At 68.3% G+C, this 11,943-nt stretch carries 11 protein-coding genes; 10 read left to right on the plus strand and 1 reads right to left on the minus strand.

Annotated elements, in window-relative coordinates; all coding sequences use genetic code 11:
- The first annotated feature begins 36 nt into the window (after positions 1–36).
- The 8 genes from ilvD to serA all read left to right on the plus strand — a co-directional run bounded on the left by ilvD (position 37) and on the right by serA (position 8,594).
- A complete protein-coding gene (ilvD, locus tag ITJ43_RS00635) occupies positions 37–1,743 on the plus strand; it encodes a dihydroxy-acid dehydratase (protein ID WP_228495329.1) in 1,707 nt (568 codons plus the stop codon).
- A 62-nt stretch (positions 1,744–1,805) separates the two neighbouring features.
- On the plus strand, positions 1,806–3,608 hold the full coding sequence (locus ITJ43_RS00640; RefSeq protein WP_194581182.1) for an acetolactate synthase large subunit: 1,803 nt from the start codon (positions 1,806–1,808) through the stop codon (positions 3,606–3,608).
- 1 nt (position 3,609) lies between these two features.
- The gene (gene ilvN / locus ITJ43_RS00645) at positions 3,610–4,119 is read left to right on the plus strand and encodes an acetolactate synthase small subunit (RefSeq protein ID WP_005050112.1); all 510 of its coding nucleotides are present in this window, start codon (positions 3,610–3,612) and stop codon (positions 4,117–4,119) included.
- A gap of 33 nt (positions 4,120–4,152) precedes the next feature.
- On the plus strand, positions 4,153–5,178 hold the full coding sequence (gene ilvC, locus ITJ43_RS00650; RefSeq protein WP_194581184.1) for a ketol-acid reductoisomerase: 1,026 nt from the start codon (positions 4,153–4,155) through the stop codon (positions 5,176–5,178).
- A gap of 103 nt (positions 5,179–5,281) precedes the next feature.
- A complete protein-coding gene (locus tag ITJ43_RS00655) occupies positions 5,282–6,007 on the plus strand; it encodes a copper homeostasis protein CutC (RefSeq protein ID WP_194581186.1) in 726 nt (241 codons plus the stop codon).
- The gene (locus ITJ43_RS00660) at positions 6,004–6,534 is read left to right on the plus strand and encodes a DNA polymerase III subunit gamma/tau (RefSeq protein ID WP_194581188.1); all 531 of its coding nucleotides are present in this window, start codon (positions 6,004–6,006) and stop codon (positions 6,532–6,534) included. The genes ITJ43_RS00655 and ITJ43_RS00660 overlap by 4 nt, the downstream gene beginning before the upstream one ends.
- Before the next feature lie 17 nt (positions 6,535–6,551).
- On the plus strand, positions 6,552–6,884 hold the full coding sequence (locus ITJ43_RS00665) for a bacitracin resistance protein (protein WP_323741079.1): 333 nt from the start codon (positions 6,552–6,554) through the stop codon (positions 6,882–6,884).
- A gap of 105 nt (positions 6,885–6,989) precedes the next feature.
- Complete coding sequence (serA, locus tag ITJ43_RS00670) at positions 6,990–8,594, plus strand: phosphoglycerate dehydrogenase (protein WP_194581191.1); 1,605 nt, start codon at positions 6,990–6,992, stop codon at positions 8,592–8,594.
- 71 nt (positions 8,595–8,665) lie between these two features.
- Here serA and ITJ43_RS00675 read toward each other — a convergent pair whose 3' ends face one another.
- Positions 8,666–9,208 carry a TetR/AcrR family transcriptional regulator gene (locus ITJ43_RS00675; protein ID WP_194581193.1) on the minus strand — a complete coding sequence of 181 codons (543 nt, stop codon included), beginning with the start codon at positions 9,206–9,208 and terminating at the stop codon, positions 8,666–8,668.
- Between the two features lie 67 nt (positions 9,209–9,275).
- On the opposite strand from ITJ43_RS00675, the gene ITJ43_RS00680 reads away from it, so the two are divergent.
- A complete protein-coding gene (locus ITJ43_RS00680; protein WP_194581195.1) occupies positions 9,276–10,823 on the plus strand; it encodes an MFS transporter in 1,548 nt (515 codons plus the stop codon).
- Between the two features lie 61 nt (positions 10,824–10,884).
- Positions 10,885–11,937, plus strand: coding sequence for a 3-isopropylmalate dehydrogenase (locus ITJ43_RS00685; RefSeq protein ID WP_194581197.1), 1,053 nt, complete (start codon positions 10,885–10,887; stop codon positions 11,935–11,937).
- Positions 11,938–11,943: the final 6 nt, after the last annotated feature.

Genomic DNA, 11,943 nt, shown 5'->3' on the forward strand with positions numbered 1-11,943 from the left:
CGCGAGCGCGTCACCACGCGGGAATACAATGCGAGGATGCCTGGCAGCGACCCCACCATCGATATCAAGCCCCGCAGTCGTGTCGTCACCGACGGTATCGAGGCAACCACCTCCCGCGGCATGCTGCGCGCCGTCGGGATGGGCGACGAGGATTGGGACAAGCCCCAGATCGGCATCGCCTCGAGCTGGAACGAGATCACGCCCTGCAACCTGAGCCTGGACCGGCTTGCGCAGGGCGCGAAGGAGGGCGTGCACGCCGGCGGGGGCTACCCGCTGCAGTTCGGCACGATCTCCGTTTCGGACGGCATCTCGATGGGCCACGAGGGCATGCACTTCTCGCTCGTCTCCCGTGAGGTCATCGCCGATTCCGTCGAGACCGTCGTCATGGCCGAGCGTCTCGACGGCACGGTGTTGCTCGCCGGTTGCGACAAGTCGATCCCGGGCATGCTGATGGCCTCCGCGCGTCTCGATCTGTCGAGCGTCTTCCTCTACGCCGGTTCGATCGCGCCGGGATGGGTCAAGCTGTCGGACGGCACCGAGAAGGACGTGACGATCATCGACTCGTTCGAGGCCGTCGGTGCCTGCCTGGCCGGAAAGATGAGCGAAGCCGACCTCAAGCGCATCGAGTGCGCCATCGCGCCGGGCGAGGGCGCCTGCGGCGGCATGTACACCGCCAACACCATGGCGTCCGTCGCCGAGGCGCTCGGACTCAGCCTGCCCGGCTCGGCCGCCCCGCCGTCGGCAGACCGCCGGCGCGACTACTTCGCACACCGCTCGGGGGAAGCCGTCGTCAACCTGCTGCGCCTGGGCATCACGACGCGTGACATCCTCACGAAGGAGGCGTTCGAGAACGCCATCGCGCTCGCGATGGCCCTCGGCGGCTCGACGAACGTGGTGCTGCACCTGCTGGCGATCGCGCGCGAAGCCGAGGTCGAGCTCAGCCTGCACGACTTCAACCGCATCGGCGACAAGGTGCCGCACGTCGCGGACATGAAGCCCTTCGGCGCGTACGTGATGAACGACGTCGACCGGCACGGCGGCATCCCCGTGATCATGAAGGCCATGCTCGATGAGGGCCTGCTGCACGGCGATGCGCTCACGGTCACGGGCAAGACGCTCGCCGAGAACCTCGCCGACCTCGACCCCGACCCCGTTGATGGCACCGTCATCCACACGTTCGACAACCCCATCCACGCCACCGGCGGAATCACGATCCTGCATGGCTCGCTCGCCCCGGAGGGCGCGGTCGTCAAGACCGCCGGCTTCGATGCCTCGGTGTTCGAGGGGCCTGCACGCGTGTTCGAGCGCGAGCGCGCCGCGATGGACGCGCTGGAGGCGGGGGAGATCGCTGCGGGCAGCGTGATCGTCATCCGCTACGAGGGTCCGAAGGGCGGCCCGGGCATGCGCGAGATGCTCGCCATCACCGCGGCCATCAAGGGCGCCGGGCTCGGAAAAGATGTACTACTCTTGACAGACGGCAGATTCTCAGGCGGCACAACCGGCCTGTGCATCGGCCACATAGCACCCGAAGCGGTGGACGCAGGTCCCATCGCCTTCGTGCGCGATGGTGATCTGATACGGGTCGATATCGCGGCTCGCACTCTCGACCTACTCGTCGACGACGCAGAGCTGAACTCCCGCCGTGACGGCTGGGAGCCGCTTCCCCCTCGCTACACCCGTGGCGTTCTGGCCAAGTACTCGAAACTCGTGCGCTCCGCAGCGGAGGGCGCGACGACAGGCTGAGGCCCCCGACTCCGACGGCGGGAAGCCGCCCTCACACGCATCCGAACACCCGAGGTATCACCATGTCTCTCGACACCGCGGCCGTGCCGCGACCACCCGCCCGAGGAACTTCCACCGCTCCCATGATGACGGGCGCCCAAGCCGTCGTCCGCTCCCTCGACATGCTCGGGGTGACCGACGTGTTCGGTCTTCCGGGTGGCGCGATCATGCCGGTCTACGACCCGCTCATGGACGACGACGCGGTGCGCCATATCCTCGTGCGTCACGAGCAGGGCGCGGGTCACGCCGCGGAGGGGTACGCCGCGGCATCCGGTCGTACCGGCGTCGCGATCGCGACCTCGGGCCCCGGAGCGACGAACCTGGTGACGGCCATCGCCGACGCCTATATGGACTCGGTGCCGATCGTCTGCATCACCGGCCAGGTGTTCAGCCACCTCATGGGAACCGACGCGTTCCAGGAGGCCGACATCGTCGGCATCACGATGCCGATCACCAAGCACTCGTTCCTCGTCAAGAGCGCCGAGGAGATCCCCGGCGCGATCGCCGCCGCGTTCGAGGTCGCCTCGACCGGCCGTCCCGGACCCGTGCTCGTCGACATCACAAAGGATGCGCAGCAGGCATCCGCTCCCTTCGTGTGGCCGCCGAAGATCGACCTGCCCGGATACCGGCCGGTGACGAAGGCGCACGGCAAGCAGATCCAGGCGGCGGCGCAGTTGATCGCGCAGGCCAAGAAGCCCGTGCTCTACGTAGGCGGCGGCGTGGTGCGCGCGCGTGCGGCGGCCGAGCTGCGCGTGTTCGCAGAGGCGACCGGTGCGCCCGTCGTGACGACGCTGATGGCGCGCGGGGCCTTCCCCGATTCGCACGCGCAGAATCTCGGCATGCCCGGTATGCACGGCACCGTTCCCGCGGTGCTCGCGTTGCAGGAGTCCGACCTCATCGTGGCCCTCGGTGCGCGATTCGACGACCGGGTCACCGGCAAGGCCGACGAGTTCGCTCCGAACGCGCAGGTCGTGCACGTCGACATCGACCCCGCGGAGATCTCGAAGATTCGGACCGCCGACGTTCCGATCGTGGGCGACCTCAAGGAGGTGCTCGTCGACCTGGATGCGGCCTTCCAGAGCGCCCGCGCCGACCACGCCCCGGATATCGCCGAGTGGTGGTCGTACCTCGACGGGCTGCGCGCCGAGTTCCCCCTGGGGTACTCCGAGCCCGAGGACGGACTTCTCGCGCCGCAGTACGTGATCAAGCGCATCGGCGAGCTCACCGGACCCGAGGCCGTCTACGCCGCGGGCGTGGGTCAGCACCAGATGTGGGCTGCTCAGTTCATCCAATACGAGCGTCCCAACGCGTGGCTGAACTCCGGTGGCGCCGGCACGATGGGCTACTCGGTGCCTGCCGCCATGGGCGCGAAGGTCGCCGAGCCCGACCGCGTCGTGTGGGCCATCGACGGCGACGGCTGCTTCCAGATGACGAACCAGGAACTCGCCACGTGCGTCCTGAACGACATCCCGATCAAAGTCGCGATCATCAACAACTCGAGCCTCGGCATGGTGCGCCAGTGGCAGACGCTCTTCTTCTCCGGACGGCACTCCCACACCGACCTGAACACCGGTCACGGCACGGTGCGGGTTCCCGATTTCGTGAAGCTCGCCGAAGCGTATGGCTGCCTCGGCATCCGCGTCGAGAAGGCGGAAGAGGTGGATGCCGCCATCACGCTGGCCCTCGAGACGAACGATCGTCCGGTCGTCATCGACTTCGTCGTGTCGGCCGACGCGATGGTGTGGCCGATGGTGCCGCAGGGCGTGAGCAACAGCTTCGTGCAGTACGCACGACAGCATGCGCCCACCTTCGACGGGGAGGACTGAGATGAGCCGTCATGTGCTGAGCCTGCTGGTCGAGAACAAGCCGGGCCTGCTCACCCGGGTCGCCGGGCTTTTCGCCCGCCGCGGCTTCAACATCGAGTCGCTCGCCGTGGGCGTCACCGAGGTTCCGGGACTGTCGCGCATCACGGTCGTCGTCGATGTCGAGGAGCTGCCCCTGGAGCAGGTGACCAAGCAGCTCAACAAGCTGATCAACGTCATCAAGATCGTGGAGCTGGAGCCCGCGGCATCCGTGCAGCGCGAGCACATGCTGATCAAGGTTCGCGCCGACAATCAGACCCGATCGAACGTGATCGAAGTCGTGAACCTCTTCCGCGCCTCGGTCGTCGACTACGCCACCGATGCGCTCGTCGTGGAAGTCACCGGCGATCGCGGCAAGATCGAGGCGATCCTCCGCGCCCTCGAGCCCTTCGGGATCAAGGAGCTCGCCCAGTCGGGGCTTCTGGCCATCGGCCGAGGCGGCAAATCCATCACCGAGCGCGTCCTGCGCGGCTGACCTTCGAACCACTAGCAAGGAGAAACACACACCATGGCTGAGATCTTCTACGACTCCGACGCCGACCTGTCCGTCATTCAGGACAAGAAGGTCGCAATCGTCGGCTACGGCTCGCAGGGTCACGCGCACGCGCAGAACCTCCGTGACTCGGGCATCGAGGTCGTCATCGCGCTCAAGGACGGCTCGAAGTCCATCGCGAAGGCGCAGGAGGACGGCTTCGAGGTCAAGAACGTCGCCGACGCCACCGCGTGGGCCGATCTGATCATGATCCTCGCGCCCGACCAGCACCAGCGCGGCATCTACAACGACAGCATCAAGCCGAACCTCAGCGCCGGCAAGACGCTCGCGTTCGCACACGGCTTCAACATCCGCTTCGGCTACATCGACGCACCCGAAGGGGTCGACGTCATCCTGGTCGCTCCGAAGGCTCCGGGCCACACCGTTCGTCGTGAGTTCGTCGCCGGTCGCGGCATCCCCGACATCATCGCCGTCGAGCGCGACGCGTCGGGTCACGCGTGGGACACCGCGCTGGCGTACGCGAAGGCGATCGGTGGTACCCGTGCGGGCGTCATCAAGACCACCTTCACCGAAGAGACCGAGACCGACCTGTTCGGTGAGCAGGCCGTGCTCTGCGGCGGTGTGTCGCAGCTCGTCCAGTACGGATTCGAGACCCTGACCGAGGCCGGTTACCAGCCCCAGATCGCCTACTTCGAGGTGCTCCACGAGCTGAAGCTCATCGTCGACCTCATGTGGGAGGGCGGCATCGCCAAGCAGCGCTGGTCGGTCTCCGACACCGCCGAGTACGGCGACTACGTCTCGGGCCCCCGCGTCATCGACCCGCACGTCAAGGAGAACATGCAGAGCGTTCTCGCCGACATCCAGTCGGGTGCCTTCGCGGAGCGCTTCATCGGCGACCAGGATGCTGGTGCACCCGAGTTCCTCGCGCTGCGCGAGAAGGCGGCCGCTCACCCGATCGAAGCCGTCGGCAAGGAACTGCGCGCTCTGTTCGCGTGGAAGCAGCAGGACGCCGACTACGTCGAGGGCTCCGCGGCACGCTGACCCACAGACTCTCGGCAGACCCGCCGAGCCGGCTTGCGAAAGCCATACGGGCCCGGCCTCCTCACAAGGGGGCCGGGCCTTCGGCTTTTGCTAGCGTGACGGGATGAGCGTGTCCCTCGAAATCGCCGTCCAGGATGCCGCCGGAGCCCGCGCCGCGATCGCGGCGGGCGCCGACCGGCTGGAGCTGTGTCAGGCGCTCGGGGTGGGAGGACTCACGCCGTCGGTCGGACTGATCGAAGCCGTCGTCGACGCCGTCGGCGGCGACCGGGTCAACGTTCTCGTGCGACCGCGCGGCGGCGGATTCGTCTACGACGCCGACGAGGTCGCCCTCGTCGCGGCCGATATCGCCGCGGCGGCACGGGCGGGAGCCGGCGGGGTCGTCATCGGCGCGCTGACCGCCGATCGCCGTGTCGACGTCGAGGCGGTGCGTCGGTGGCGCGAGGCAGCCGGCGGGCTCACGGTCGTCTTCCACCGGGCCGTGGATGCCGCGGCAGACCCTCTCGCGATCGTCACCGAGCTCGCCGGGCTCGGCGTCGACCGCGTGCTCACCTCCGGCGCTGCCCGACGCTCCATCGACGGCCTGCCCGTGCTCCGTCAACTGGTCGACGCCCGGCTCGGTGTGCAGATCATGGCGGGCGGCGGCATCCGCGTGGAGGACATCTCGGCGATCGTGGCGACGGGCGTCGACGCGGTGCATCTGTCGGCACGGGCCGTCGCAGGCCTCGATGCCCCCGCGGGCCCGGGCGGAGGTGCAAGCGGGTACGACGTGACCGACGCCGCGCAGGTCGCGGCGGCCGCGGCCGCGGTCGGCAGTACGCTGGCGGAGTGAGCACCCCACGCGATGACGACGCCCTCAGTTGGGGCGGCGACGACGACCCGACGCTCGACGTCGGACGGCCCCGCAACACTGCCGTGCGGCCGGGTGACGAGGATGTCTCCGTCGACGCGCCCGCGGCACCTCCTGCTCTTCCCGATGGCTACACGGCCGTCGGCAAGGGCAGCGCTGAGGTCGGGCATATCGACGCCGACGGCACGGTCGCCCTTCCTGAGGAACCGGTGCAGATGTCGAACACGGTGCTGGTCACTCTCGGCATCCTGGCCGGCGCCTACCTGCTGTTCACGATCGGCTGGGTCATCGGTGGGCTGCGACTGCAGGGCACCGCGGAGTTCCTGGTCAGCCCGGTCGGCTACACGGTCGCCTTCTGGCTCGCTGTCGCCGCGCCCGCCGTATGGTTCTTGACGGTGTTCGTGCTCACTCGGACGTCGAGAGCATGGATCCGGGTGTTGCTCTTGATCGGCGGGCTGGCGTTGCTCGTGCCGTGGCCCTTCATCCTCATCGGGGCGGTGGGACGATGACCGAATCGACGAGCGGCGTGAGGAAGACCCGCGCGCTACCGACGTGGCTGATCGTCACGATCTCGGTGATCTTCGGGTTGTTCTACGCCTACTTCGTGTGGAACGCGGTCGGCTTCCTTGCGCAGGCGGCCGGCGGTGCCCAGCAGCTCAACGGTTACGGGTGGTTCGTGCTCCTGCTGGCGGTGGTGTTCCCGCTCATCGCTTTCGGTGTCGCTTTCGCCGCCGGATGGCGACGGACCTGGTGGCAGTTCGCCCTGGTGCTGCTGACCGGATTGTGCGTCTCGGCGCTGTTCTGGCTCAACATCCTGACGTATGCCGTGGGACCGTCAGGTGTCGCGCTCTTGAGCTGACGAGCGGGATTTCTCCGGCCGTCACACGGTCCAGAGCGGGGGAGTGTGACCGGTAGGCTGGCATCCTTCCACCCGATCCCGCTCCTTCGCAAAGGTCCTGCCGCTGTGTCCAAGCCTGTCGTCCTCATCGCCGAAGAACTCTCCCCCGCAACGATCGACGCCCTCGGGCCGGACTTCGAAGTCCGCTACGTCGACGGCGCCGATCGCGCCGCTCTCCTGCCCGCGATCGCCGATGCGCACGCCATCCTCATCCGATCGGCCACCAAGGTGGATGCCGAGGCCATCGCCGCAGCACCCGTGCTGAAGGTCGTGGCGCGCGCCGGAGTCGGACTCGACAACGTCGACATCAAGGCGGCTACCGCCGCCGGCGTGATGGTCGTGAACGCGCCCACGTCGAACATCATCTCGGCGGCGGAGCTGACGGTCGGTCACATCCTCAGCCTCGCTCGTCACATCCCGGCCGCGCACGCCTCGCTGGCCGCCGGCGCCTGGAAGCGCAGCTCTTTCACCGGAACCGAACTCTTCGAGAAGACGGTGGGCATCATCGGTCTCGGCCGCATCGGCGCGCTCATCGCCGCCCGCCTGCAGGCCTTCGGTGTCACCGTCGTCGCGTACGACCCGTACGTCACGCCCGCCCGCGCTCAGCAGTTGGGCGTCACCCTGCTGAGCCTGGACGACCTGCTCGTGCAGAGCGACTTCATCACGATCCACATGCCCAAGACGCCCGAGACGACCGGCATGATCGGCGCCGAGCAGTTCGCCCGCATGAAGCCGACCGCCTATGTGGTCAATGTCGCGCGCGGCGGCCTCATCGACGAAGCGGCGCTTCACACGGCACTGACCACCGGGGAGATCGCCGGGGCCGGTCTCGACGTCTTCACGAGCGAGCCGCCCAAGCCCGAGGGCACCGCCTTCCCGCTGCTGTCGCTGCCGAACGTCGTCGTGACCCCTCACCTCGGCGCATCGACCGACGAGGCGCAGGAGAAGGCGGGCATCTCGGTGGCGCGTTCGGTCAAGCTCGCTCTCGAGGGTGACCTCGTTCCCGATGCGGTCAACGTCGCCGGCGGTGTCATCGACCCGTTCGTGCGTCCCGGCATCGCTCTCGTCGAGAAGCTCGGCCAGGTGTTCTCCGGCCTCGCGACGAGCGCCCTCACGAGTCTCGACATCGAGGTGCGCGGGGAGCTGGCCGCCTACGACGTCAGCGTGTACCGCCTCGCGGCGCTCAAGGGCATCTTCACCAAGATCGTCAGCGAGAACGTCTCTTACGTCAACGCGCCGTTGTTCGCGGAGCAGCGCGGCATCGAAACGCGCCTGATCGTGGAGGCTGACAGCCCGCTGTACCGCAACATCACGATCCTGCGCGGCACCCTGTCGGACGGATCGGTGCTGACCGTCGCCGGAACGCTCGCCGGAACGCGGATGGTGCCGAAGATCGTCGCCATCAACGGCTACGAGATCGAGGTGCCCATCGAGCAGCACCACCTCGTCATGCGCTACGCCGATCGTCCGGGCATCGTCGCGATCTACGGCAAGAAGCTCGGCGACGCCGGCATCAACATCGCGGGCCTCTTCGTCGCACAACCCGACGCATCGGGCCGGGCGCTGTCGGTGCTGACCGTCGACCAGCCGGTGGCCGACGACATCCTCGACGACACACGTGACGCGATCGGCGCCGACCTGTTCCGCCAGCTCGAGGTCACCGAGGCCTGACACGCGGCTCGGGGGACCGCTTCCGGTCGTTGAGCGGGGACCGCAGCGACGATTCGAAACGCCCTCGGCGGTCAGCGGACGGCGCGCTCGACCAGGTCGACCAGCGCGTCGAGCGCGGCTCCGCGGGGCACGGGACCGGGGATCGAACCGCCCGACAGTGCGTTGTTGAAGTACAGGCCGTCGCCGACCAGCATGACCAGGTCGAGCGCGGCACCGTCGGGCGCGTAGGGGCGCAGAGCGTCGGCCCACTTGACGCGTACCTCACGCAGAGCCTCGGATGCATGGACATTGCCGCCCTGGGCGAGACGCGAGGTCGCGAGGATGACACGATCGATCGGCTCATTTTCCATCACGGACGAGCGCAGGTAGTAGGAGATCGGCCCGTCGGCGGCACTCGACATCGCCACGACGTCCGCGTCGACCAGCGTTTGCAGACGCTCGATGAGGCCCGCCTCCAAGATCTCCTTGGAGGCGAAGTGGTACAGCAGGCCGCCCTTGGAGACTCCGGCGGCGCGCGCCGTGGCATCCATCGTCGCCGCACGCTCGCCCTCGTCGACGAGGATCGCCTCGAACGCGTCGAGCACCTTCTCGCGGGCCAGGGGAGGGCGACTCATGATCTCGATGCTATCCAGCGCGTCTCAGCCATGCCTGTTACTATACCGGCTGGACGGTGTACTAAAAATGACTCTGACGGAAGAAATCAATCTCGCCGAGGCGAACGGCACGCGCGTCGGCTGGCGCGGCTGGCTCGCACTCATCGCCCTGATGCTGCCGGTGCTGCTGGTGTCGGTAGACAACACGGTGCTGAGTTTTGCGCTGCCCGACATCGCGCTCAGCCTGAACCCCTCCAGCGCCCAGCAGCTCTGGATCATCGACGCCTACCCCCTGGTGCTCGCCGGCCTGCTCGTGACGATGGGCACCCTCGGTGACCGCTTCGGCCGCCGCCGGATGCTGCTGATCGGCGCGACCGGGTTTGCGGCCGTGTCGGTGCTGGCCGCCTTCGCCCCCAGCGCCGCCTGGCTCATCGCCGCCCGCGCGGGGATGGGCGTGTTCGGTGCCATGCTCATGCCCTCGACCCTCTCGCTGCTGCGCAGCATCTTCACCGACCGCGATCAGCGCCGCCTGGCCATCGCCGTCTGGGCCTCGATGTTCTCGGCCGGTGCGGCACTCGGGCCGATCGTGGGCGGCATCCTGCTCGAGCACTTCGCCTGGGGTTCGGTCTTCCTGATGTCGGTGCCGGTGCTCATCCCGCTGCTCGTGCTCGCCCCCGTTCTCGTGCCCGAGAGCCGCGATCCGCACCCCGGTCGCATCGACCCGGCGAGCATCGCCTTGTCGATGCTGACGATGGTGCCGATCGTCTACGCCATCAAGGAGGTCGCCGTCCACGGATTCGGGGTGCTTCCGGTCGTGCTGACGGTGGCGGGGGTCGGCTTCGGCATCGCGTTCGTCCGTCGTCAACTCGCGGCGGAGCGCCCCATGCTCGACATGCGGCTGTTCTCTCGCGGCAGTTTCAGTGGCGCGCTGCTGGTGAACCTGCTGAGCGTGGTCTCCCTCGTCGGCTTCCTCTACTTCGTCGCCCAGCACCTGCAGCTGATCGTGGGTCTCACGCCCATGGAAGCCGGATTCGCACTGGTGCCGGGCATGCTGGGAATGATCGTGGCCGGTCTGCTCGTCGTTCCCGTCGCCCGGCGGGTGTCTGCGCGGGTCGTGGTGCCGGTCGCGTTGAGTTTCTCGGTCGTCGCGTACTTGATCGTTCCCGGGGCCGTTGGCGACGGCGCCCTGCCTCTGCTCATCGCGGCCTTCGTGCTGCTCGGCGTCGGAATCGGAGCGGCCGAAACCGTGTCGAACGAGCTGATCCTGGCCAGCGCCCCGCCTGCCAAAGCCGGGGCCGCGAGCGCGGTGTCGGAGACGGCGTACGAGCTCGGGGCGGTGCTCGGCACGGCGGTGCTCGGCGGCATCCTCACTGCCGCGTACCGCACCGGCATCGTGTTGCCGACGGGTGTCGAGGGCGCTGCCGCGGATGCTGCGCGGGAGACGCTCGCGGGAGCGATGTCCGTTGCCGGCTCGCTCGATGCCGCGACAGCCGATGCTCTGCGCGCGGCCGCGGCACACGCTTTCGACGCGGGAGTGGGAACGACGGCGGTCATCGGTGCGGTGCTTGTCGCCATCGCGGCGGTCATCGCGGCCACTACGCTGAAGGGGTCCCGTAGCGCGCCCGCCGAGCACTGAGATCGTCCGACCCGGATGACGACGCCGACGGTGCGGGCTGTCCGTGAGTCGGAGGAGATCCATGTCGCGTGTCATCAAGCTGGCCGTCATCCCGGGTGACGGCATCGGCCCGGAGGTCGTCGGCGAGGCGGTGAAGGTGCTCGACGCCGTGACCGCGGCATCCGACGTCACCTTCGAGAAGACACCCTTCTCGCTCGGCGCCGCTCGTTATCTCGAGACCGGCGACACGCTCACCGACGCCGATCTCGCGGCGATCGCCGCGCACGACGTCGTCTTGCTGGGTGCCGTGGGCGGGGTACCGGGCGACCCGCGCCTCAAGGACGCGAACATCGAGCGCGGCCTGCTCCTGAAGCTGCGGTTCTCGCTCGATCACTACGTGAACCTCCGACCCTCCAAGCTCTACCCTGGCGCGCCGGGGCCGCTCGCTGAGCCCGGGGAGATCGACTTCGTCGTCGTGCGCGAAGGCACCGAGGGCCCGTACGTCGGCAACGGCGGGTCGATCCGCACCGGGACGCCGCACGAGGTCGCCAATGAGACGTCGGTGAACACCGCCTTCGGTATCGAACGGGTCGTGCGGTATGCGTTCGCTCAGGCCGAGCGCCGTCGCAAGAAGGTCACGCTCGTGCACAAGACCAACGTGCTCGTGCACGCCGGTGGAATGTGGAAGCGGATCGTGGATGCCGTGGCATCCGAGCACCCGGGCGTCGCCGTAGACTACGTGCACATCGACGCGGCCACCATCTATCTGGTCACGAACCCGGGCCGCTTCGACGTGATCGTCACCGACAACCTCTTCGGCGACATCCTCACCGACTTGGCCGGCGCCGTCACCGGAGGCATCGGTCTCGCCGCTTCGGGAAACATCAATCCCGACGGCGCGTTCCCCTCGATGTTCGAGCCCGTGCACGGCTCGGCGCCGGACATCGCGGGCCAGCAGAAGGCCGATCCCACGGCCGCGATCCTCTCCGTCGCGCTCATGCTCGATCACCTCGGGCTCGCCGACGAAGCCGCGCGCGTCACCCGCGCCGTCGAGGCGGACATCGCACAGCGTGGCGCGGAGCCCCGCACCACCACTCAGGTCGGCGACGCGATCGCCGCAGCAGTCCGGGCGTAGCCTGGA

Source organism: Microbacterium sp. VKM Ac-2870 (assembly GCF_015350795.1).
Lineage (GTDB): Bacteria > Actinomycetota > Actinomycetes > Actinomycetales > Microbacteriaceae > Microbacterium.